Here is a 25,094-nt window from a genome sequence, read left to right as displayed (position 1 = left end):
TAATGCATAGGGAGATGGTACATTATATTTTGGTTAGGATGTATTTTAGGATACATTGTAGGACTGGTTATTACAAGTGCATTACTTTATTTTGGTTTTAGATCCGAGGAAGAACAAAAAGAAGATATACAAAGAAAAATGATAGATGTATTTGTAAAAAAGGAAATGGAGCCACTGACGGAGATAAAGAATAATGGGAAGGAAGTTCAATGGAATTTGAATTTTGTTAAGAAATAATTACTTTGTTTATCATATAGATTCATTTTTGAATATTGGATTTACTTAGAAACGAAAAAAGTCTCTCCAATAAGATTTGAAGAGACTTTTCTCTCATATACCATAACAACTTAGCTTGTATAGAAACAGGGTTTAAGTTCTTTCTAAGGTATTTATGGAGTACCGATAGTTCCTGCGAGCAATGAAGCAATTCTATCTAAAGCTTCCTGTACTGTTGTAGGAGGAGGAGCAGCCCAATTTATTGGATTGATAGGTGCATAAGCTAAATCGAAAGCGTCATCAACTCTAATTAAAGAAGTATTTGTTCCTATAAGAGTTATTCGGGAACGAATAGGTAATGAATCAACTGTCGCTCTGACTCTTGTAATAACGTTATTAACGCCATTGACATTTAAATTACCTGAATTAGGACTGGGATTAAAAATGTTTTCTGTAATAGCAAAACTGGTTAAATTTAAAGGGTCAATTGGAATATGACCAGACTGTACATTAATAATGACATTACCATTTATTCCTCCACCAACTAAATTGACTTGAGTATCTGTGGTCGCTTGTGAATTAATAGTAATATTACCATTAGAAACGAATGAAGCAAACATCACCATGATAATGCCATTTTGAGTATAACCAGCGGATAACATTGAGTCACGGATATTAACTTGATTCACAGAAGTAGATAAAGCTGTGAATATAGGAGTAGGGGTTATATTAATGCTAACAAAGAATAATTTACCTGAAACACTTTGCGCTGTTTGAAAGTTAAAATCAAGTGGCCCACTTATTAATGACAGATTGACAAACCCAGATCTAGGATCTTGTGAAAAATTCAAATCAAACCAAGTCGGATCATTTATATCAAAAGGAATTTGTAATCTAGTTAATAAAGTACTAGTCCCTATTAATTGAAGGTTAGCTTTTAAATGAATTAATGGTTCAATATAGGTACCGGGTCCAATTTTGATAGCATAACGTTTAGTTATATTTAAAGGATCCGGAAATGGCGCTATTGCATCCGTTATTGATGCCATTGCTGCAGTAACTGTTAAAAACGGTGCACATTCAGAACCATCAGCGGTAACGTCATTACCAGCTTTGTTTGCATAGACTATTTGAGTGAATATTGGTAGTGGCTCTATACATCCAGGTCCAGTGGGCCCAGTAGATCCAGTGGGTCCGGTAGGTCCAGTGTCCCCAGTAGGTCCAGTGCTCCCGGTAGGTCCATCAGGTGGCCCAGTAGGTCCAGTGTTACCAGTAGGCCCAGTAGGAGGTGTGAATGGTGGAATAGGTGGTAAAGTAGGTCCGACTAAATTAGGATTTACTGAAGAAAAAGATAAAAACTCGTCCATAATAATTTCACCTCTGAAAAATTAGTATTACTAATAATAATTGCAGAAGTAGAGAAAAGCGAAATGGACAAGTGAAGAATTAGACAATGGAATTTTCATAAAAGCGTTATTTGAAAGAAAAGGAGAATGAAGATGGATCAAAATATAAAAGGGCATTTTATATTAGGAATTGGATATCACGGTCTAATCATAAAGATGAATTTACTTTATAACAATTAGAATACGACCCAAAAATCCAGAAAGAGTTGGGAGCTTTCTTCGAGCAAGAGTGAAAAGAATGGTCAGCAAATTATATTGATAGTGGATGGAGTTTTGAAGAGGAAGATATTTGAATAGAAAGTGACAGCTGAAATGTTTGGGTCGTATTAGCTGTCACTAAAATAGATATTAATTTTTATTATTAGTTTTTTTAGTTAGTATTTTTTCTCTTATTTCTAGAGGGAATTGTACCAAAGATTGCTCCAATTAAAGTCATAAAAATTGCACTCCATGCTGCAAATGACATTATTACACCTCCAAATAATAAATTATTGTTTCTTAGCCCTTTGAATAGAAATGATAATTGCAACACCTATTAAGAAAATAAGAGGAGACCAAGAAAAGAAAGACATTTAATATTCTCCTTTCAATATTAATTTTAAACTTTTATATAAATAAATTATCGCATATTTAAAGAGTGAACATATAGAATATGCAATATTGCATATCGGATTGTAAAACATAAAGAAGTGAAAACGGTTAGTGAATAAAAATGCTAATTTATAAAGAAAGTAAGGATTTCTTCTAGCCCTAAAAAGGGGAAACAATCAAAAAATCCCCCCCTTATATAAGGGGGCTTTTAAAATGGTCTTTGTCTAATAACAATAGTATTTAACATTTAATTAATGGCGAATTTACGTTAATTATTTTGAGATTTTAAAGCTGCCCCCATAATAATAATTTTCTCCAAGTTTCATAACAGCTACATATGTTCCTGGATTATAAACCTTAGTAATAGGTGTTGCAAATCTACCATAATTATGTGTTATACCTGAGTCGTAAATGGTTTTATATCTATGCAAGTTTATTTCATCATTTTCATTTCCACTCAATTGATATATTTTTACAATACCAGTATCCTTACCACCAGTATATATATTAACATCGAATGTATCTCCATGCTTTAAGTCACCAACTGCTAACTCTTCTAAAAAATCTGCATTATGATGTAATAAAAAATAGTTTTGCCACCGCCAATTATCTAAAAATCGTGATTCTTTTTGTGTAAGTTGCGATTCAGCAGACACGGGTGGGAGTGTACCAATTGTATTCGAAAATAAAAATCCTCCAACAGTCAATGCGCCAATAATTGTTGATTGCCTTAAAAGTTTCATGTTCTAAACCTCCTATTTACTTAAGGATTCAGAAATCGTTTTTGTGAAAAACTAGCTGTGAAATCTAATGGATGATAATATCTTCTATAATCATATTAACATTTATTGATTTATCAGACAAATTAATAAATAATAAAATTATATCGAGGGAGTGAAGGCTAATATAAGAAAGAAGTTAGAGATATAGCTAATAAATCTTTATTATATGTAATTGCGATTTATTATTTGAAAACATGATTATTTTAAAACTGAAATTTCAATGCACGCGTTAAGTTTGAACACATAATTTTACAATTTGACTTATGTAATTTATCACGTTATGATTTTTTTATTATAAAAGAAGGGCTTGAATATAATGATTCGTCGTTTGAGAAAGCTAAAAAATGTAGCAGTCGTATTAAGCTTCTAAGTGAATTACAAAGATCTACAATACTTAGAAGCGAGGAATAAAGTTATGAAGCATCCATTATATAATCATTGGTCAGAAACGAAGTATTTAAAAGATATAGTAACAAATCCACTCATTGAGGTAGGAGAGTACTCCTATTATTCAGGGTATTATGGTCATCAAAATTTTGAAGATGGCTGTGTAAGGTATTTGTGGGGGGATGCTAAGTCCCGAGTACTTTTCAATCCAATTGAACAGATGGGATGGCATCTTGATAAACTCATAATTGGGAATTATGTTTGTATTGCCAGTGGAGTAGTCATATTAATGGGTGGTAATCATAATCATCACTCAGAATGGATTACAGTATATCCATTCGCTGAGCAAATTGAACAATCATATGAACCGAAGGGTGATACAGTCATTAAAAGTGATGCTTGGATTGGAATGAATGCTATTATAATGCCTGGCGTTACAATCGGTGAAGGTGCAATTGTTGCAGCAGGATCTGTTGTAAGTAAAGATGTTCCGCCGTATACAATAGTTGGTGGAAATCCTGCTAAGGAAATAAAGAAGCGGTTCACTGATACAGAATTGAATATGCTAATGGAGATGCGTTGGTTTGATTGGGATAGAGAATTGATTGAGAAGGCAATTCCTCTTTTATCTAGTCCTGCCATTGAACCATTATTTGCTTTTTATAAAAATGAAGTAAAAAAGAAATAAATCAGTTAGAGAAACTACATCCTAAATAGGGTGTAGTTTTTTATTATTTGTAATAGAAACAATTATGAAATAATCTCCCCATTATGGTTTAGTTTTTATAAATTATCTTAAGAAAAATTAAGAAATATAACCAGTAGTTCTTAATATGTTTTATTTATAATTCAAATGATTGAACAAAATTGTTTCTTCATTTTCCCTGCAAGGTTTTCCATCACGAAGTATTCGCCAGAAAGTAGAAAAAAGGTAGCTCATATATTAGAAGTTTCAGCGATATTCCAAAAGTATTCACTTGAAGTATTTGGTGGACAGCAACATGTGCACTTGTGCATGAGCCAGCCATTATAAAGTTTATAAAGGCTGCAGCAATGATTCTTTTTTTGTGAGATGGCGAAAAGGGATTTTTTATGTGCAATTCATTGTGTTTTCTTAACAAAACACCTAGTGCTTTCTTATCTTAAAGGGGAACATATTTATTACTTAGATTGTCTATTACATGTATTACTAAAAATGGATATTCAAATTAAATACAATAAATCCCGTTTGATACCTATTTTTATGTATTACAAAAGTATGAAAGGACTTATTATTTTGAAAAATAAAAGGATGTGTATTGGTGGTGGACAAGTTTAATACTTTTACAGATGAAGCATTGCAAGTAGAAACGAAAAAGAAACAACCCAAACGGTAGCTTATCAATCATAGAGACGTAGGAGGATATATATGATAAAACCAGTCGTAGACGTAAAAAGCATTCAAAAAGTGTACGGTAAAAAAGGTGAGAATCAATCACACGCATTAAAAGGTGTTTCATTCTCGATTCAAGATGGGGAGTTTGTTGGGATTATGGGGCCATCTGGTTCTGGCAAAACAACATTATTAAATGTAATTTCGACTCTTGATAAAGCGACAGGTGGCGTTATTGAAATTGCAGGAACGGATATTACGAAAATGAAGCAAGGTGAGCTTTCTGATTTCCGTTCGCAAAAGTTAGGATTCATTTTCCAAGACTTTAATTTATTAGAGAATTTATCTATTTACGAAAACATTGCACTTCCATTATCTCTTCAAGGTGTCCCATCACGAAAAATTGGGCCGAAAGTAGAAAAGGTAGCTGATATGTTAGGGATTGTAGCAATACTTCAAAAGTACCCATCTGAAGTATCTGGTGGACAGAAACAGCGTTCAGCAGCAGCACGTGCGTTAGTGCATGAGCCTGCAATTATTTTAGGGGACGAGCCAACAGGAGCTCTTGATTCTAAAAATGCAACTAGTTTACTTAATGCAATGACAAATTTAAATAAAGAACAAGGCGTATCGATTATGATGGTTACGCATGATCCATACAGTGCAAGTTACTGTCAGCGTATTTTATTCATTCAAGATGGTGAGCTATATAAAGAAATTCATCGCGGTGGTATACGTGAAGAGTTCTATAAAGAAATTTTAGACGTACTTGCAGATTTAGGCACACAAAAAGCGTAAGAAAAGGGGTTTGGGCATGTTATTTAAACTTTCCATGTCAGGGTTAAAAAGTAAGTTACAAGATTATATTGTCTTACTTGTTGGTCTTATTGTATCTATTTCAATTTTCTATATGTTTCAAACGCTAGCACTAAATAAAGGGTTCCTTGAATCTAATGCACATGTGGGTCCTATTGTATATATATTCCACATTGGTTCCTTTTTATTAGCAATTGTAACATTTTTTTATATTTTATATGCAAACTCTTTCTTATTATCTCTTCGTCAAAAAGAGTTTGGCATGTACATGATGTTAGGAGCAAAAAAGCATAAAGTTACCTTACTTATGTTTATCGAAACAATCGTATTAGGTGCCGCATCTCTTGTAATCGGAATTGCAGTTGGTGTAGGACTTGCAGAGGGTATCGGTCGGTTATTAATGAAACAATTGGAGTTAACTGGAGAAGGTTACAAAGCTTTGTACATTCCATCTATGGTTGTTACTTGCATCTTCTTCTTTGCATTATTTGTACTATCAGCAAGTATGAATAGTATTAAATTATCACGTATTTCTGTATTACAACTTGTACATGCAGATGCACAAACAGAGCATGTCGCGGTAAAAGGAAAAATGGCAGCTGTAGTTGCATTCCTTGGTCTGATTTTGCTAGGTATTGGTTATGCATCACTGATCTATATACCACATGAAAAAGATCTAGGAACCGTTCCTAAATTAATGGCTCTTGGATTAATCACAGCAACAGTTAGTACTTACATGTTATTTGGATCACTTCTCCCAGTTATGATTAGAAAGTTAAAGAGTAATAAAAAACGTAGTGAAAAAGGGCTTAATGCTTTTACTTTTGCTCAATTAAACTTCCGTATTAATGGCCTAACAAATGTGCTTGCAACGGTAGCAATTCTAGTGGCTCTTGGCGCTGGTGGAATTGCGTGTGGTCTGGCATTTAAAAACGACGTTCTAAAGCAGACTGATAAAGGAACAATTTACGATTCGGTAGTTCATAATCCAACAGCGGAAGAAAAGGACATTTTGAGTGGTATCTTATTCCAAGAGAATCTTGAATATCGCTACAAAGTAGATGATAAGTATGTTTATTATATAAAAGAAGATTTAGAGAAAAATCGTCCTTTAGTAAAAGATAGAAAAAATGGGAAGACGCTGAAAGTTTCAGAGAAAATTCCCATGGATGCATTTGCATTGTCAAGACAATGGGGTAAAGATGATGGGAAACCAAAACAATGGAGCGACGCTTTCCAAACAATCCAGCCAATGTATATGTATCCTGATCACAAAGTGAAAATTGTCGATCAAAACATATACGATAGTATGAAAGGTACAAAAAATACGGTGTTTATTGGGAAGACAGATGATTTTGGATCATACATAAAAGAATGGAAAAAACTTGATGAATTACAGGTAGCGAAATATAAAAATGTGAAAGCGGAAGAACTGGATAGTAAGTATCAAACATATAATATGAATCATGGTTTTGCCAGCGGACTAATGTTTATGGGTTTCTTCGTTGGAATTGCGTTCTTAGCAATGATGGCGAGTTGCTTAATGTTTAAAATTCTATCTGGTGCATCCAAAGATAATACACGTTATCAAATGCTTCGTAAAATCGGTGTTCGCCGGGAGTTATTAATACAATCGATTTATAAGGAGTTATTCTTTGTATTTTTAGTCCCAGCAATTGTGGGTATTGCTCACATATTAGTTGGTATGAACATGTTTGGTCCTCTTTTAATTGATCCGTACTTTCGTATTTGGTTACCAATTGTTATTTTTGTAGTGATTTACTCGATTTACTACTGGATTACAGTTCAATTGTATAAAGGAATTGTACTTCCGAAAGAAAATTAATGTAATAATGTTATGTATACTAAGTATCAACATAATTGGCCCCCGTATGATGAAGTGAAAAAATACTATGTAAGCAAAATAGAAAGTGAATTTGAGATACAAATATGCAGCAATGAGCGGCAGAAAGTGTTAGAAGAAAAGTAAATACAAGTAGGGGTCGCATTTCATGTATAACTTACAAGAAGTTATGTATGAGCAATTAAAAGAGAAAAATACTATTCTTTCTATATCTTAATAATGAAGGGAAATGAAGAGGCAAGATAGCATCGTTCCTACATTGAGTACTACTTTAACCTCATTTGTAGGAACTCTTGCACTATCCCATTACAATAAAATTGAATAATCATCCAATATTAATTGTTAACTATAACCGGAATTTTGACAGGATGGAACAACTATCAAAATAATATCTTGTATAAATTGTGTCTATTATAGCTATTATTTAAAATTGGGTCTGCACCAAAAGAGTGTAAATAAACATAAAACTTGTAAACCTTATTCATCATAAGGATTATCGTTTTAGAAAAGGAGTGTGTGTTGAAAAAATTTTTAAAGGTAATTTTAATCTTATTAGTAATATTTATAGGAATTATGTTGGGAAGCATAATTTTAAATAAAACATATCATACAGAGTTTAAGTCTTTAGATAACACGGATCAAAAGATGTTAAAAGAATTAGCTACTATTTATAAGAGCTTTGAAGAATCGAGTGATAAACTTTGGAATGAAGATTATCGCTTCGAAAAAATGCCATTGGTTCTGATACGTAGTAATAAAGACGGGGGATTCTTTAGACAAGAAGCTTATGCAGTTAATGTAACGGGATTAGAAAATAGTATTTTTGCAAAGGAAATAAAAGTCTCAAATTCTCTGCATCTACCTAAAGTCTATCGCTTAACTCGTTTTGATTTTAGAACTATTTCTACCTGGATTCCTTGGAACTTTGGGACAATAAATATTAATGATATGGATGTATTTTATTTAAAATATCATCCTAAAATGTTTAGTAATCCAGATTTATATTTTGATTTTTCATCTTTCTTATTACATGAAGGTTTTCATGCTTATAAACAAAAAGATTGGACATATGATGCAAATGGTGGAGAGTCTATTCACGAATATCCGATTAATAAAGAAAATTACACGCTAATGGGATTAGAATTTAAGCTATTAGATAAAGCAATGATTGATACGAACCCAGAAAGTATTAATCAGGCATTATATGATTGGACAATTGTACGTAACTATCGCTATAAAAAATGGCCTCAATTAATTGGAGAAACAAAAACTGAAGCAATAGAAGGTTCAGCACGATACTTAGAGTATCGTTATAGTAAATTAACTGGTGGAAATCTTATGGTACTTGCAAAGAAACAGAAGCCATATCATGTTACTTTTATGGAGGCGTTCAACTTCATTGCTAATGGACAGGCAGAATCTCCAAGGTTTTTAGAGCGGAATATGAGATATGAGACTGGTTCAGCCCTTGAATTAAGCATGGACAAAGTAAATATTCCATGGAAAGAAGCTATTGAAGATAGTGCAATCAAACAAGGAAAGACACCATATGAAGTATTAAATACGTACTTTAATATAAATAATACGCCCACAATTGAAAATAAAATCAAAGAAATTAAAGAGAACAATGACTATGCAACACTTTTAGAACAAGGAGAAAAACTGGTGAAAATAAGTAACGAGTAAAGAAAATACGATTTGAAAAAGAATTTTCTTTAAAGAGCGTATTGAAGAGGATTCTTTTTTCATTTTATAAGTTATATACACTACCGGTGTAATCAAAAAAAATTAATTAAAAGAAGGAATCTCAAAATAATTTTTTTTATTAAAAGCTAAATTTAATGAAGAAGAAAAATTATTAATTGTAAATGGATCTAAAGAAAATTTTGAACAATATTTAAGACGTTATCTTTTATATCGATTATGTTACTTTTGGTCATTCAATTGCAGGTTTACAAAAAAGAGGATAGAAATGTACCGTCTGCTTATGCTTTTAGTTGTTCAATATGAGAAAAATGTGGAGGAATCATATGGAGTCAAAAATTCTTATTGTTGATGATGATAAAGAGATTAGAAATCTTATCTCTGTATATTTGGAAAATGAAGGTCTGAAAACTCAAAAGGCAGAAGATGCTATTGAAGCGTTAGAACTGTTAGAAGAAAAGCGATTCGATCTTATTATTTTGGATGTTATGATGCCTAATATGGATGGCATTGAAGCGTGTATGAAGATTAGGGAAGAACGAAATATGCCTATTATCATGCTTTCTGCAAAATCAGAGGATATAGACAAAATTCAGGGTTTAGCCTCTGGTGCCGATGATTATTTATCAAAACCGTTTAATCCGTTGGAGTTAATCGCTAGAGTAAAATCCCAATTAAGAAGGTTTAAAAAATATAATACAAATACAGATAATGATAAAAGTGTCCTAGAAATTGGTGATTTGACCGTAAATACAGATACACGTCAAGTATGGATAAGAGGCACGGAAGTAAGGCTAACTCCAAAAGAGTTTGATATACTCGAACTACTTGCTCGTAACAAAGGGATTGTTCTGAGTGTTGCAAAAATATATGAAGCAGTTTGGAAAGATGCTTTTTATAAATCGGATAATACCGTCATGGTGCATATTACAAAAATAAGAGACAAAATTGAAGAGGATTCTAAACATCCCATTTATATTAAAACTGTTTGGGGAATTGGATATAAAATATGAAGAGTGTTAGTTTTAGAAATAAGATAATAATAAAACTTCTTGGTGCTGTTGCAGTTAGTTTTTTTGTTTCGTTTGGTTTAACAATCCTCACTTATATATATATTATAATACCATTAAATCTAAATCACTATCTTGATGATCTTAGTACATTTGAAAATAATATACTTACATTTCTTATATTTGCGTTAGCGATCTTTACTTTTATAATCATTTTTTTAATATTGGTTCGAAAGAAAATAGTATATTTGAAGCTCATTTCTGATAATGTGAATGATATTGCCAATGGAAAACTGGGTTTGACAATTGAGATTGAGGGAAAAGACGAATTGACCCAACTTGCTCAAAATATTAATTATATGTCCAAGGAATTGGAGAATACATTTGAACAGGAAAGACGATTGGAACGTACAAAAAATGAACTCATAACCAATGTATCTCATGACTTACGCACACCATTGACATCTATTATCGGCTATGTAGATTTATTAAAAAGAGGGCAATACGACAGTAAAGCACAATTACAGGAGTATCTCGAAACCACTTATTTAAAATCACAGAGATTGAAATATCTAATTGATGAACTATTTGAGTACACCCGTTTATCAGACATCGATGCCAAGTTAAACCTTAATGAAGTTGATTTATCAGGTTTGTTGGAGCAAATAGTTGGAGAATACACTCCTATATTTGAAAAGGAAAGTTTAATTGTTCAAAAATCAATAACGGAAGAAACAATACCTATTCTTATGGATGTAGAAAAAATGGTACGTGTTTATGAAAATCTGTTTATAAATGCGATAAAGTACAGCATGAAGCCATCCGAATTATCAATATGTCTTGAAGTAATAGATAATAAAGCAATTTTGAAAGTATCAAATAAAGCTGAGAAACCACCTGTTAGCGATCCAAATAAATTGTTTGAGAGATTTTTCAGGGGTGATAAGGCCAGAAAAGATGATCAAGGAAATGGACTGGGACTTGCTATCTCAAAAAGAATTGTTGAACTTCACAATGGTAATATACATGCAGAATATAAAGAAGGTTGGATATCCTTTATTGTTGAACATCCGATCATATAGAATGGCTTATGGAATGAAAGCTTCCATAAGCTTTTTTAAAACTTAAGAAACTTCTTAAGTTAATAATTCAAGTAGGCCATTCATAGTAGACATGATACTGACAAATTAATTTATTTATTATTATAAAGTAATTAACAGAATAGAGGGGAAGTTCATTGATATGAACAATGGAAAAGACGATAGTAAATTTAGCAACCAGTGTGTTTCGATATTTCATCGGGACACACTGGTTTTATTTTATATAAATGTGGAACAAATGTATTACTTAGATTGTCTATTAAGTGTAATCCTAAAAGATATGAAAGTACGAATCAATTTGAAAAATACAAAGGTATTAAAAAGAGGGATATGTGTGGGATGAGATGGTCTATATGAAAGTGGTCCTAATGTCTTATATGTATATAGAATTTGATAACACTGTCTATTTTTTGGAGGATTATGTTAAAATAACGTTTTTTTGAGCACAAAGATATTGGAGGTAACAGAAGTGAAAGGTATGTTTTACAAGAGATTTATTGCAATAGGAACAGTGCTTACACTATTTTGTAGCATGGTTGTTACATCTGGGAGTGCATCAGCGGAAACAGTCCCTGCTTTAGACGTAGAAGCAGGATCAGCAATTTTAGTAGAAGCAAATTCCGGAAAAATTTTATATCAAAAAAATGCAGATGAATTATTAGCAATTGCTAGTATGACAAAAATGATGAGTGAATACTTAGTTCATGAAGCGGTGGATAAAGGAAAACTTAAATGGGATCAAAAAGTTAAAATTTCTGAATATGCATATAAGATTTCGCAAGATCGCTCATTATCAAATGTTCCATTAGAAAATGGTGGCTCTTATACGGTCAAAGAGTTATATGAGGCAATGGTAATTTACTCTGCAAACGGTGCAACAATTGCTTTAGCTGAAGAGATTGCTGGAAAAGAAGTCAATTTCGTGAAAATGATGAACGATAAATCAAAAGAGTTTGGAATGAAAAATTATAAATTTGTAAACTCTACAGGTTTAACAAACCATGATTTAAAAGGACATCACCCAGAAGGGACAACTCCAGACGAGAAAAATAAAATGTCCGCAAGAGATTGTGCGATTTTAGCACAACGTCTTATTCAAGATTTCCCGAAAATATTAGATACAGCAAAAATCCCTAAAAAAACATTCCAAAAGGGTGGCAAGTATCCGATTGATATGACGAACTTTAACTGGATGTTAAAAGGCTTAATTAAGCAATACGAAGGTGTAGATGGGTTAAAAACAGGAACTACTCCAGAAGCCGGAGATTGTTTTACTGGTACAGTAGAAAGAAACGGTATGCGTCTAATCTCTGTAGTTATAAAAGCAAGCTCTCATACAGCACGTTTTGATGAAACAAAGAAATTATATGATTATGGATTTGCGAATTTTGAAGTGAAGAAGGTCTATGAAAAAGATTCAGTAGTAAAAGGTCATGAAACAGTGCGAGTAGCAAATGCAAAGGACAAAGATGTGGTTGTTCAAGCGAAGCAAGCTGTTTCACTTCCAATGCCAAAGGGCAACAAAGACGTTTATAAAAAAGAATTTAAAGTATCGAATAAAGAACAAGAAGCGCCTATTAAAAAAGATGTAACAATTAGTAAAATGACTATATCACCTAAAGATAGTACAGATCCTGGATTTTTATCAGGTAAATCATTACAAGTAGACCTTGTAACAAAATCTGAAGTAGAACAAGCAAATTGGTTTACACGTTTAATGCGCGAAATAGGATCTTTCTTTAGCGGTATGTGGAATAGTGCGCTTGATATAGTAAAAGGCTAACTTTGTAGGATAAAACTAAATATTAGCCTGAAATAAAAGGTTTCAAAGTATTATAGATTCTTATGTGGATGGCTTGGAATGGAAGATTGCATTAATTCTCAAATCTGGTTCTTCGGAACTTTCGGTATTGCAATCAAGCTAAGATAAATTTGTATCCATATAATCAAAAAACGCTATTCTTTTTGTAGAAATATACAGAAAGGATGGCGTTTATTATGAATTGTTCGATTCAAAGGGTTCTGGTGCAAGGTTAGTTTAATAAAGTTACATGATGAAAAAAACATTCATTATTCCATCAAGTGACAATTAAAATCGATACCTGGTACTTATTTCTGTTATTAACTTTTATAAAAATTTAATAAAATCTTTTCTTTCTATTAAATATTTTGTTTTAAATTATTTATATAAAGAAATGGAGGCCAGAAAATGAATTTTTTAAAGAAATTTAAGTATCTCTTTATAGCGTGTATCCCTATGTATATAGTTATTCTTTAATTTCAATCGAATAAAAAAGCAAGGTATTCGAGAAAAAAGTACGGTACCATACAGAGAAAACGCTCTCCCATACAAAAGTAAATTGTACCGAAAGTGATAAAAGCGAATGTTATATGGAGGGAACCCCCTAATAATTTCACCTGAAAATCGGTAATTAATGAAACAAAGAATAATCAAATGATACAAGATTATCAGTTAATATACCAAAAAGATATGATAATCTTTGATACTGACAAGTGAGGTGACGTCGATGGGAGGGACATTAATAAAAAGTGGAGTATTTATTTTAGTTTTAACAGGAGGGCTATATCTTACAAAATACGCATATGACCATCATACTAACCGAGTTAAAGTAAGAGACACGATTCAACAAATAGCAATAGAGCATGGTATACCACCATGGATTCCTTTATCTATTGCATTCCATGAAAGTAAGTTTGATCAAAATGCAGTCGGAGATCAGGGCACATCATTTGGACTGTTTCAGCTCCATCGAGGTGGACTAGCACCTAAAGATTTAACGAACGAAGATTTGAAAAATATAGAAACGAATACCCGAATTGCAATATCTAATATGAAAAATGCATATAACCGTGGTTTACAGCAAAATTTAAAAGGACAAGAACTATTAAAACATGTTGCTAATACCTCAGGGTGGCCTGGAAATAAGGGTGTTCAATGGACAGATAAACAGACAGACTATAACGAGGGGTTAGAAAACAGTTTTAAAATGTTTTCTAAACGACAATACGATTTTATAGAATGAAATTTCTTTTTTCTTTCTATTATTATATAACTTATGCCTAAATAAGAAAGTTCCCTTATACAGACACATAGATTGACTTTGTACTGCTTATATTAGGAATTTAAAGAAACAGTATGTATAATTCTCCCACTACAATAGTATAGTGGCCTTTATTAACAGCAAAATCTACAATTTACAAGGAGAACATTTTATGAGTAAGAGAATAAAAGAATTAGATTCCATGCGAGGGTTAGCAGCACTTACAGTGGTATTTGGACATTTTTGTTTAATGCTACCATCGTTGCCTAATTCTATTAAATTTTCCCCGCTTAGGTTTTTATGGGCGGGTGGGGAAGCTGTAATCGTTTTTTATGTACTAAGTGGTTTTGTGTTATCTATGGCACTTTATCATTCAAAAACAAATTATTGGGGATATTTAATTAAGCGATTTGTACGAATCTATATCCCTTATTATTTTTGGATAATCATTACCTTTGCTTTATTTATTTTGTTCTCGCCGTATGAAGTGGCTGGACTACGGGATTGGTTCTATGATAGGTGGCAAGGGTCTATAACAAAAATAGATATTATAAACCACTTTGTGCTTCTTAATAACTTTTTTACGGAAAATTATAATCCAGTTATCTGGTCATTGGCTCAAGAAATGCGTATATCTATTGTGTTTCCTTTGTTATTCCTTCTTTTTTATAAACTGAGTTGGAAGAAAACGATACTATTTGCTTTGAGCTTTTCTTTAATTAGTGTTTTCCTTAATATGTTGCATATAGGGAAAGCAGAGGGATTTTATAATGGTTATGCCGATACACTGCATTTCACATCGATGTTTATGGTTGGAATGTTAATTTTTAAGCATCAGGAAAAGCTTATCTACTTATATAGGAATATGAAAAAATTTAATAAAGGATTTCTTATTGCATTAGGGGTTATTCTATATTTATATTCCATTTTAATTTATGGTTTTTCCCGTAATGATACTACTTTCTTATTAAAAGATTGGGGTGTCGTAATCGGTGTTAGTATATTTATAATAATGGCCATGAGTAACCTAAAAGTGAAAGCATTTTTAAATAAGAGTGTATTTGTATACTTAGGAGAAATTTCATACAGTATCTATTTGTGTCATTTTCCAATCATGATGGTACTATTTAAACTTTTGTATACAAAGATACCTATCTTTTTCCTTCTTGTTTTATGTATTTCAATGACAATACTTCTTTCTATAGTTTCGTATCATTTAATTGAAAAGAAATGTATCAACTGGGCAAAACAAAGAACAACAAATTTTCGGGAAAAAGTGTAATGCTTGAAGGGATTTTATTTCTTTAGTAAATATACGAATATTACCGATTCTTAAGTATATTAGGAATCGGTCAATTACGGATTCTATATAAATATACTAAAATTGAACAAATTTTTAATTTTATACTTAACTCCAAAAATCCTCTTACTAAAGAGAATCTTCGTAACGTTTTTCCAGACATAGCCGAAAGTACAATTAGTAAAACGCTAGTTTCCTTGTAGCTGCTTGGTCAAATAAAGCTGGTTTCAGGAGGAAGAAATGCTCAATGTATACAGGTTTAATTCTGTATTAATAATTATTAGGGGTAACAAGACATCGCTATCTATATCTAAAATGTTATATAAAACTATTGAATATTTTATTCGTAAAAACAGAGGTGTAAAATGAATTTTATTTCCGAACTACTTGTTACCTTTGCAATTCCTACAATACAACTCACATTCTTGTTACTACTCATTTTTGTTTTTAGCTACTTTGTAGTATACAAAAAGGTATGTAAAGGAGGGGGGAATTTACCGTACAACAAGTTATATTGTTTATATTGATAATAGGATATTATTCCCTTGTATTATCAGCTACTTCATTTGGTCGTCCAGATGATATAACTTTTGCAAGAACAATTGACTTTGATGTACTTAGTGTTTATAAAAAAGCATGGAATACCTTTTCATTTTCTTCTTTTTTCCATATCATTGTGAATATAGGTATGCTTTTTCCGTTAGGAATTTTATTACCTTTATTTAGTAATGTTTTTCAAAAAACAAAATGGATGTTAATCAGCTCAATTATAGCAAGTTTATTGATTGAAATCCTTGAATTTATAATGCAACGTGGAAGTATGGAACTAGCTGATTTACTTCATAATACTTTAGGAATGATGCTAGGATATTCTATGTTAAATATAGTTCTTATATTGTTGAAGAAAAAAGAAACAGATACACAAATGACCAAATATTTATTTCTTCCGATTACAGTAAGTTTTGTTGCACTTGGAATAATGATTTCGTATCAAATGAAGGAATTTGGGAATATGCCTTTAGATCCCATTACAAAAACAGACATGACTGATGTCACTATAAAAACATCAATAGAGTTAAAAGACGAAGGTAATAAAATGCCTGTTTACAAAGAGGAAATTACAAAAATGCCTAATGACAATGAGCCAGTTACAAAAAAATCACATATTCGAGATGTCGAAATTCTGTCTCCAAAAGAAGTATTTCAAAAACTAAAACAAGGAGACTTTGATCCTATAATATCTTTCAAAGCAGGTGATACATTAGTCATTACAGATTATAATATAGATTACTACGCTGATACAAAAGGCTTTTCTCAACCTATATATGTTTTTCAAGTACGCTTAAATGATAATGGGAAAGATAGTTGGTCTCAACCTATTTCTGCGAGAAGATAACGTATATTTTCATATTTTTGTTCATGTGAAATAGTTTAATCGAGTTGTCTTGCTCATTTGAAAAATCTCCTATGGAATTTAATTGAAATTGAAAAACATTTAAGAAGAACAATTACGCTGTGGGCTATTGTATAGTGTAGATATGAATAACAAAAAAGGGGGACTATATATGTGGAAGCGATTTGTAGCGATTGGTGATAGTTTTACAGAGGGGATAGGGGATGAAGTTGAGGGAATAGCATTAAAAAGCTGGGTAGATCATTTTGTTCAACTGTGTGTAGATGATTTAAAATATGCTAATTTTGCAAAACGTGGGTTAGTAACTAAAGAAATTCGCTCACAGCAATTGGAACAGGCATTAACTTTTAATCCAGATTTGGTTAGTCTAATTGCAGGTGCAAACGATGTTTTAAAAGGACGTTGGAATCATCAAGCATATAAGAACGATATGGAATTTATGATAGATACATTAAGTAAAGCAAGTGCTGATATTATTATAGCAAACCTTCCAGATTTTACTGTTAGGCTTCCATTTCCTTCTGAAAAAAAACAAGTATTAAAAGAACAATTATTAGAGGCAAATGAAGTTATACTTTCACTGAGTAGAGAGTATAAGCTTCATCATGTTGACTTTTGGAATCATCATTTAGTTAATGACAATACGCTTTGGTCTACGGATTTAATTCATCCAAACTCAAAAGGATATGTAAAAGTTGCTGAATTGATTTTTAGTAGTTTGCCTGTACATGACTCTTTTAAATAAGCTGTAGAATGACCTAAACTCCTGTCGCATGCTGTACAGGGGTTTTTGGTGCGAAAAAGAAGGATATAGAGTGCCTATAAATTATACTTTAAGTAATTCTTTTTATTGTTTATATTTTTGTTATTTTCTGTTGCAGAATCCTTAGTATAAGGATTCTTTTTTTGTATCAATAATCTATAAAGAAAAAAGATGAAATTGGCGAAAATGAACTAAAAGGTATTTTAAATGAATTGTTAAAACAACACTAATAATGATAACGTTCGCTAAATATATTCGTCGTTTGTAAGAATCTTAAAATCTTCCCTTTTTGAATGCAGCTTAACCATAAATTTAATTTTTTTGTAAATGTGGAACTATTTCATTACTTACACTGTCTATTAAGCGTTAAAACATTTTTTATTTAACATATTTAGAAAGGAATAATCATTTTTAATTAAGGGAGAAGATTGAATTGAAAAAAATATGGATGCTGCTTTTCTTTTGTTTTGGAGTTATGTTGGTAGGATGCAATAAAGATGAGCCGCCAAAACAAGCATTTGAAGAATATATCAATTTATGGAATGATAAAAAATTTACAAATATGTATGATTATTTATCAGAACATGCAAAAAAAACGATTTCTAAAAAGGAGTTCACAGAGAAATATCAAAAAATTTATGAGGGTATTGGAGTTAAGAATTTAAAAATTAAAACGAAAGGAGAGAATACTAAAGATAAAGAACTTTTTCTTTTTGAAGTTAATATGGATACGGATGGAGGAACAGTTTCATTCATCCATGAAGCAAAACTCGTGAAAGATAAAGATAAGGAATCTTGGAAAATAGATTGGACACCAGACTTCATTTTCCCAGGTATGAAAAAAGATTACAAAGTACGTATGCAAATAGAGCAAGGAAAACGCGGGGAAATATATGATCGAAATGGAAAAGGGCTTGCAACGAATGGTAAAGCGTCTGAAGTTGGAATTATTCCAGAGAAACTAGGTGAAACGGCAGCGCAAACGAAAGAAATAGTAGCACAATTACTTGATATGTCTATAGAAGAGGTCGATCAGAAGCTCGCAGCAAAATGGATAAAACCAGATTCCTTTGTACCAATTGGTATTTTAAAAGAGGGAACCAGACAGAATGATTATATTGAATTAGAAGGAGTTTCATCTCGCCCAGTAAATATTCGTACGTATCCATTAGGAGAAGCAGCGGCACACTTAACAGGATATATAGGAAAGGTGAATGCAGAGGAGTTAAAATCGCTTCAAAAAAAAGGTTATCAAGCAGATGATTTAGTGGGTAAGACAGGTTTAGAGAAAGTATTAGAGAATAAATTGCGTGGTGAAAAGGGTGGACGCGTATTTATGGAAGATGAGAACGGGAAAGAGATTAAAAACGTAGCAAAAAAAGAAGCAAAAGAAGGGAAAAATGTTACGTTAACAATTGATGCTGCAATTCAAGAAAAAATCTTTAATGAGATGAAAAATGAAGCAGGATCTAGTGCAGCGATCAATCCTAAAACGGGTGAAACAATTGCACTTGTAAGTAGCCCTGCTTATAATCCAAATACGATAGTTAGAGGAGCATCAAAAGCTCAACGGGAAGCATGGAATAATGACTCGAAACTGCCAATGATGAATCGCTTCACACAAGCATTTGTACCAGGTTCCGTATTTAAAACGATAACAGGTGCAATTGGTTTGGAAACAAACACAATAAATCCTAAGGAAGAATTTAAAATTCAAGGATTAAAGTGGACAAAAGATTCATCTTGGGGAAGTTATTATGTAACACGTGTGAAGGATGCTAGTCCAGTTGATTTTGATAAGGCAATGAAGTACTCTGATAATATTTATTTTGCTCAACAAGCTTTGAAAATAGGAAAAGATCAGTATGTAAATGAATTTAAGAAATACGGATTTCATGAAAAATTACCAATTGAATACGAATTTCCTATTTCAACAATTGCAAAAGATGGGATAAAAAATGATATTCAACTAGCAGACACGGGGTACGGACAAGGACAAGTATTAATGACACCTCTTCATTTAGCATTGACTTATGCACCGATTGTCAATGAGGGTAACATTCCGTCACCGCATCTTATAAAAAAAACAAAAGCAGCGGGAAATTGGAAAGAAAATGTGATTTCTACCAAGAATCAAGAGATATTAAAAAGTGCGTTAATAAAGGTTATTAATGATCCTGATGGTGCTGGGAGAACTGCTAAAGTTGATGGTGTAACTCTCGCTGGTAAGACAGGTACAGCAGAACTGAAAGAATCGAAAGAAGCAGAGGGTAAAGAACTTGGTTGGTTTGCAGCTTTCGATGCAAGCGCGCCAAACATGATTGTTACCATGATGATTGAAGATGTAAAAGGAAGAGGCGGGAGCAACGTTCCAGGTGAAAAAATAAAACATGTTTTTCAGAAATAATACTTAATTAGAAGGTGAAATTTACTCCTTTAGTAAATATACAAACCTTACCGATTCAAGATTATATTAGAAATCGGTTAATTTATGTCTAAACGCAGATTTTATGATTTTAATAATCGTATTTAATTACGTGTTTTTTACACAATTAAATACGATTATTTTTTATTTTAAAATTATAAAACAACAAATTTTAAAATGTTAAATTAGATAATTGAAATTTAAAAAATAAGAGCTATTATACTTAACTTTATTTTCAGAAATATTACAAAGCTGTTAGTTTGAAGTAAGGTTATTCAATATAAGTAAGAGGGGAATTTCTTTATACTAAAAGATAAAAGTATTAATTAGATATTTCTAGATAATAAATAGATACATAAATAAAAGGAGCTAAATATATGTATAAAATCATGATTGTAGAAGATGACCAAAAAATTTCTAGACTACTTCAATCCCATATTAATAAGTACGGGTATGCAGGGAATATTACAGAGGATTTTGAAAATATTTTGGCTAACTTTGAAAAAATTCAACCTGATTTAGTTTTATTAGATGTAAATTTACCGAGTTTTGATGGTTTCTACTGGTGCCGACAAATTAGAACGGTCTCTACTTGTCCCATTATATTTATATCAGCACGTAGTGGAGAGATGGAGCAAGTTATGGCACTTGAACATGGTGCAGACGATTATATCACTAAACCGTTTCATTATGAAGTTGTAATGGCAAAAATCCGAAGTCATCTTCGAAGAATTTACGGAGAATACGCACCGAAAGCGGAAGAAAGAGTTGTTCAGCAATCCGGTTTAATACTTTATCCAGAAAAAATGGAATTAAAGCTAAATGATAGCATGTGTATACTGTCAAAAAAAGAAACTGTTTTACTAGAAACTCTCTTACGACAATCTCCTAGTATTGTTAGTCGAGAGAAAATTTTAGAAAAACTTTGGGATGACTATACGTATGTAGATGATAATACGTTAAGTGTAAATGTTACACGTGTCCGAAAAAAATTAGAGGAAATCGGAATAAAAAATGCATTAGAAACAGTTCGTGGTGCTGGATATCGTTTGAAAATAACTTGGAAGAATGATGAGGTATAATAATGAATTTATTTTTACGTGAACATATCCCTTTCATCTGTTTCTCAATCATTCAGCTATTTGTCGTTCTAACTGTTTATTGGCTGGATGGATATAACCACTTATCTACTGCGTTATATAGTGTGTTTTTAGGAGGATGCTTTTTAATTGCGTTTTTACTTTATCGCTACTTTAGCCATCGTAGATTTTATAACAAATTATCCAACCCTTCTGAAACATTAGAGGACTCCTTAGAAGAACTCGATTCCACTCCATTATCAGTAGCACTTCAGCGTGTGTTAAAGACACAATACAGTCAATATCATCAACAGTTAAAGACTTGGGAATATAAACAAAAAGAGCACCTTACATTTATTAATCAATGGGTGCATCAGATGAAAACGCCCCTATCAGTTATTGAACTGATCACACAAGAAGAGAATGGGGAGGTTTTTGAAAGTATTGTGGAAGAAGTAGATCAAATGCAGTATGGATTAGAAATGGTCTTATATATGGCGCGATTACAAACGTTTGAGCAAGATTTTTATGTGGAAAGAGTTTCGTTACAGGAAATCGTTCAAGAAGTAATCCGTGAAAATAAACGTCTGTTTATCCGTAGCTATGTTTATCCAGAAGTAAAAGTAAAGCAAACTATTATGGTAGAAACCGATAGAAAGTGGCTTCGGTTTGTTATTCATCAAGTGATATCCAATGCCATTAAGTATTCAGCAGGAAGTAGAAAAAACGTTACTATTACTACATTAGAAGAAGAGCGCTCAGTAATCCTTGAAATACACGATCATGGTGTGGGAATTCCAAAAGAAGACCTCCCGAGAGTATTCCGCCCATTTTATACGGGAATAAACGGTCGGAAATTTAAGGAATCTACTGGGATGGGATTATATCTTGTGAAAAATATTATAAAAAGATTGGAACATGATATTGAAATAAAGTCGGAAGTAGGAAAAGGAACAACAATCTGTATTATTTTCCCTTATGCAAATCGTTAGAACGGTGTTTAGTTTGATTTTTCAGAAATATTACAGACCTGTTAGATATATGAAAGGTTAATCGATATGAGAAGAAGGGACGCTTAGATAAACTTAGGTTATTAAAAGATAAAAAGGAGCAAAACGATATGGAAATATTAAAGGTCTGTGAACTGAGTAAAATCTATACAGGAAAGGTATCTTATGAAGCGCTCGCCGACATTAATTTGAGTGTGAAAAAAGGGGAGTTTGTAGGAATAATGGGACCATCAGGAAGTGGAAAAACTACTTTGTTGAACATGGTTTCTACTATTGATTCTCCCACATCAGGAGAAATATTGATTAATGGAGAAAATCCATATCAATTATCTCAAAATGAACTGGCATTATTTCGAAGACGTGAATTAGGTTTTGTGTTTCAAGCATTCAATCTTCTTACAACATTAACTGTAAAAGAAAATATTGTTCTTCCTCTGACGTTAGATGGTACTAAAGTTGAGGATATGAATCAGCGTGTAGAAGGTATTGCAGAAAAATTAGGCATTCAAGATATATTAAATAAACGAACATATGAAATATCAGGCGGACAAGCACAAAGAACAGCAATTGCACGTGCTCTAATTCATAAACCTAAATTATTACTAGCAGATGAACCGACGGGAAACTTAGATTCAAAAGCGGCTAATGATGTAATGGAGTTATTAAAACGATTAAATAAAGAACAAGATGCAACAATGATGCTTGTTACGCACGATCCAGTGGCTGCAAGTTTTTGTGATCGCGTTGTATTTATTAAAGATGGAAAATTATATAACGAAATTTATAACGGAGAAAACCAACAAATGTTTTATCAAAAAATTATAGATGTACTTGCATTACTAGGAGGTCGTAAGCATGACTTTTCAAAGATTCGCTTTTAATAATATCATTCGAAGTAAGCGGACTTATGCTGCACACTTTCTAAGTAGCTCATTTTCAGTTATGGTTTTTTTCACATATTCACTCTTACTTTTTCATCCTGATTTACAAGGAGAACTAGCCTCCACAAGTAAAACAATGAGCCTTTTAGGAACAATGGGGATGCAAATCTCTCAATATCTCATTTTTGTATTTTCATTCTTCTTTCTTTTATATTCGGTGAGTTCTTTTTTAAAAACAAGAAAAAAAGAATTTGGAATTTTAATCATGCATGGTATGACACCGGCGCAGTTAAATAAATTAATTTTTTTAGAAAATATGTTAATTGGAGTCGCTTCAATTACATTTGGTATCTTAATTGGTTTGATATTTTCAAAGCTCAATTTATTGGCAAGTGAAAATATATTAGCGATTGATAAGGGTCTTCCTTTTTACGTTCCTATAAAAGCTGTCTTTACGACAAGTGGCGCATTTTTGATTCTGTTTCTAGTCATTTCGTTGTTTACTTCTAAAATGGTAAAAGCAAACAAGTTAATTGATTTGATGAAATCAGAGGAAAAGCCAAAACCAGAGCCAAAGGCATCAAAAGCATTAGCATTCCTTTCCGTATTATTAATTGGGTTAGGGTATGGATGTGTGTTCTATTTCGTACTAGAAAGAAACTTCATTATGCCTTACTTACTTGGAGGAGTAGTTTTTGTAGTGATAGGGACATATTTTCTATTTTCACAGTTGAGCGTGTATGTAATACGTGTCTTAAAGAAAAAAGACACTGTATTTTTTAATAAAACGAACCTACTTACTATATCTGAATTGGCTTATCGTATGAAGGATAATGCAACTATGTTCTTTATGCTAGCGATTGTTTCCGCTGTGGCTTTCACAGGAATTGGTACATGTTTAGCAATGGGAAATAAGGGATTAACGGAGATGATCAATCCATTTGCATTTACCTATACTTCGTTAGGAGAAAATGCACAAGAAGAAGAGCACATTACAGAAATGAAAAAACAACTTACTCGCTCAAATTTCTCTTATCAGGTAGCGGTTACGAATCCAAAATTCACGGAAAATAATTTAGTGCTAATCAAAGTATCAGAGTATAACAAGTTTGCAAAAATCTTCGGATATGAAATGGAAAAGTTAGACAATGATCAACAAACAATCATAGTACCATCAATAGTTTCGCAAAAAGAAAAGTATGCAAGAGGAAAGGATATACCTGAGAAAATAGATGTAGTACAGGAAAACTTGGAGATGTCTCTTCAGGTCAAGAAGGCGGTCCCATATATAGTTCTCCCAAATACAATTGGAGCTATTATTGTTGTTTCGGATTCTTTGTACGATAAAATCCCAAATAGAAAGACGGAAGATGATTCTTACGTAATGAAAAGTCAATATGGATTTGTAGTGGAAAATTGGGAGAAATCAAGAGTGGTTACAAAAAAATTAGAAGCAACAATGGGTAATAATAATTCGGTGCAAGCACATCATTATTTTAAAGCATTGTATTCCGAATGGATTTCTTCGAAACAAGAGAACGGTATTTTACTTATTGTCAGTGTATTAGTAGGGATCGTATTCTTTACGTTCGCAGCCAGTCTTTTATATTTCCGACTATATGCAGATTTAGAAAGGGAACAACAACAATATGAAATGATTGCGAAGGTCGGTCTAAGTAGAAGAGAGCTAAAGAAAATCGTAACGCGTCAGCTTACGTTAATGTTCTTCTTGCCTTTAATTATAGCGATTATTCATAGTGGTGTCGCTTTTATAGCCTTGCAACAGCTAATTGACTTCTCTGTTTTAAAGATGTCCATTTTAATTATACTAGCCTTTATATCCATTCAAAGTGTGTACTTTTTCACTGTCCGTTGGCGTTATTTACAACGGTTATATAAAAAAATCATGTAA

Annotated in this window: 17 protein-coding genes and 2 pseudogenes; 17 read left to right on the top strand and 2 right to left on the bottom strand. The window is 32.2% G+C overall.

The genetic code is table 11. The annotated features are described in order from the left end of the window. Nucleotides 1-389 precede the first annotated feature (389 nt). Nucleotides 390-1,583 carry a collagen-like triple helix repeat-containing protein gene (locus JFU20_RS02995; RefSeq protein WP_002017056.1) on the bottom strand — a complete coding sequence of 398 codons (1,194 nt, stop codon included), beginning with the start codon at nucleotides 1,581-1,583 and terminating at the stop codon, nucleotides 390-392. Between the two features lie 902 nt (nucleotides 1,584-2,485). Further along, complete coding sequence (locus JFU20_RS02990) at nucleotides 2,486-2,956, bottom strand: DUF5065 family protein (RefSeq protein WP_201038323.1); 471 nt, start codon at nucleotides 2,954-2,956, stop codon at nucleotides 2,486-2,488. A gap of 454 nt (nucleotides 2,957-3,410) precedes the next feature. On the opposite strand from JFU20_RS02990, the gene JFU20_RS02985 reads away from it, so the two are divergent. From JFU20_RS02985 to JFU20_RS02910, 17 genes and pseudogenes are all read left to right on the top strand, one after another. After that, complete coding sequence (locus JFU20_RS02985; protein ID WP_201038322.1) at nucleotides 3,411-4,070, top strand: CatB-related O-acetyltransferase; 660 nt, start codon at nucleotides 3,411-3,413, stop codon at nucleotides 4,068-4,070. A 720-nt stretch (nucleotides 4,071-4,790) separates the two neighbouring features. Then, entirely contained in the window at nucleotides 4,791-5,552 is a 762-nt protein-coding gene (locus JFU20_RS02980; protein WP_002017042.1) for an ABC transporter ATP-binding protein, read from the top strand. Between the two features lie 16 nt (nucleotides 5,553-5,568). After that, on the top strand, nucleotides 5,569-7,416 hold the full coding sequence (locus JFU20_RS02975; protein ID WP_201038321.1) for an ABC transporter permease: 1,848 nt from the start codon (nucleotides 5,569-5,571) through the stop codon (nucleotides 7,414-7,416). Nucleotides 7,417-7,953: 537 nt separating this feature from the next. Continuing rightward, nucleotides 7,954-9,120 (top strand): hypothetical protein, encoded by a 1,167-nt coding sequence (locus JFU20_RS02970; protein WP_201038320.1) that lies wholly within the window; start codon nucleotides 7,954-7,956, stop codon nucleotides 9,118-9,120. 344 nt (nucleotides 9,121-9,464) lie between these two features. Then, entirely contained in the window at nucleotides 9,465-10,151 is a 687-nt protein-coding gene (locus JFU20_RS02965) for a response regulator transcription factor (RefSeq protein ID WP_002017038.1), read from the top strand. Further along, a complete protein-coding gene (locus JFU20_RS02960) occupies nucleotides 10,148-11,230 on the top strand; it encodes a HAMP domain-containing sensor histidine kinase (protein WP_201038319.1) in 1,083 nt (360 codons plus the stop codon). Before JFU20_RS02965 ends, JFU20_RS02960 begins: the two co-directional genes overlap by 4 nt. Nucleotides 11,231-11,717: 487 nt before the next feature. Then, a complete protein-coding gene (locus JFU20_RS02955) occupies nucleotides 11,718-13,031 on the top strand; it encodes a D-alanyl-D-alanine carboxypeptidase family protein (RefSeq protein ID WP_002165781.1) in 1,314 nt (437 codons plus the stop codon). Nucleotides 13,032-13,776: 745 nt separating this feature from the next. Continuing rightward, on the top strand, nucleotides 13,777-14,292 hold the full coding sequence (locus JFU20_RS02950; protein WP_201038318.1) for a transglycosylase SLT domain-containing protein: 516 nt from the start codon (nucleotides 13,777-13,779) through the stop codon (nucleotides 14,290-14,292). A 142-nt stretch (nucleotides 14,293-14,434) separates the two neighbouring features. Next, the gene (locus JFU20_RS02945) at nucleotides 14,435-15,592 is read left to right on the top strand and encodes an acyltransferase family protein (RefSeq protein WP_002017033.1); all 1,158 of its coding nucleotides are present in this window, start codon (nucleotides 14,435-14,437) and stop codon (nucleotides 15,590-15,592) included. An 89-nt stretch (nucleotides 15,593-15,681) separates the two neighbouring features. Next, nucleotides 15,682-15,813: pseudogene (locus JFU20_RS30085) on the top strand (Fic family protein); the annotation flags it as partial. A 162-nt stretch (nucleotides 15,814-15,975) separates the two neighbouring features. Further along, nucleotides 15,976-17,006: pseudogene (locus tag JFU20_RS02940) on the top strand (VanZ family protein). Between the two features lie 169 nt (nucleotides 17,007-17,175). After that, the gene (locus JFU20_RS02935) at nucleotides 17,176-17,769 is read left to right on the top strand and encodes an SGNH/GDSL hydrolase family protein (RefSeq protein WP_002165778.1); all 594 of its coding nucleotides are present in this window, start codon (nucleotides 17,176-17,178) and stop codon (nucleotides 17,767-17,769) included. Nucleotides 17,770-18,220: 451 nt separating this feature from the next. Next, nucleotides 18,221-20,194 carry a penicillin-binding transpeptidase domain-containing protein gene (locus JFU20_RS02930; protein WP_002165777.1) on the top strand — a complete coding sequence of 658 codons (1,974 nt, stop codon included), beginning with the start codon at nucleotides 18,221-18,223 and terminating at the stop codon, nucleotides 20,192-20,194. A gap of 395 nt (nucleotides 20,195-20,589) precedes the next feature. After that, nucleotides 20,590-21,294, top strand: coding sequence for a response regulator transcription factor (locus JFU20_RS02925; RefSeq protein ID WP_002165776.1), 705 nt, complete (start codon nucleotides 20,590-20,592; stop codon nucleotides 21,292-21,294). A 2-nt stretch (nucleotides 21,295-21,296) separates the two neighbouring features. Continuing rightward, complete coding sequence (locus JFU20_RS02920; RefSeq protein ID WP_002017026.1) at nucleotides 21,297-22,283, top strand: sensor histidine kinase; 987 nt, start codon at nucleotides 21,297-21,299, stop codon at nucleotides 22,281-22,283. Nucleotides 22,284-22,411: 128 nt separating this feature from the next. Further along, nucleotides 22,412-23,182 (top strand): ABC transporter ATP-binding protein, encoded by a 771-nt coding sequence (locus JFU20_RS02915; RefSeq protein ID WP_002017024.1) that lies wholly within the window; start codon nucleotides 22,412-22,414, stop codon nucleotides 23,180-23,182. Then, nucleotides 23,157-25,094 carry an FtsX-like permease family protein gene (locus JFU20_RS02910; protein ID WP_002165775.1) on the top strand — a complete coding sequence of 646 codons (1,938 nt, stop codon included), beginning with the start codon at nucleotides 23,157-23,159 and terminating at the stop codon, nucleotides 25,092-25,094. Before JFU20_RS02915 ends, JFU20_RS02910 begins: the two co-directional genes overlap by 26 nt.

This window comes from Bacillus sp. TH30 (assembly GCF_016650875.1).
GTDB classification, from domain to species: Bacteria; Bacillota; Bacilli; order Bacillales; family Bacillaceae_G; genus Bacillus_A; species Bacillus_A mycoides.
This window is presented reverse-complemented; position numbering and strand designations above follow the sequence as displayed.